Source organism: Photobacterium sp. R1 (assembly GCF_054600795.1).
Genome location: NZ_BAAHZP010000587.1, coordinates 1 through 268, shown reverse-complemented (window position 1 = coordinate 268; position 268 = coordinate 1). Strand labels below are relative to the sequence as shown.

The following is a 268-nucleotide window of genomic DNA, read 5'->3' as shown; positions in this document are numbered from 1 at the left end:
CAGCCGGTTTGCCGCCTGTTCCAGTTCCTGATACGTCAGCGTCCGGTCGAAACCGGTCACCGCCGGCTGGGCCGGATATTCTGCCGCATGACGGCTCACCCGGTCATGAATCAGCATGGGGGCATCGACGCGGGCAGGCAAACTTGCCAGTGCCTGAGCGATGCTGTCCTGATGCGCGTGATCAACCATAGGCAACTGCATCACATTGGCGTGAGGCGCTGCCAGAATGCCGTCCAGCAACATCAGGAACATGTCTGCAAAACGTGCC

Annotated in this window: 1 protein-coding gene; it reads right to left on the bottom strand. The window is 60.4% G+C overall.

Features of this window, described 5'->3' with window-relative positions; all coding sequences use genetic code 11:
- Nucleotides 1-268 (bottom strand): hypothetical protein (locus ACYP03_RS26395; protein WP_459782723.1); only part of this gene is annotated, 268 nt, incomplete at both ends.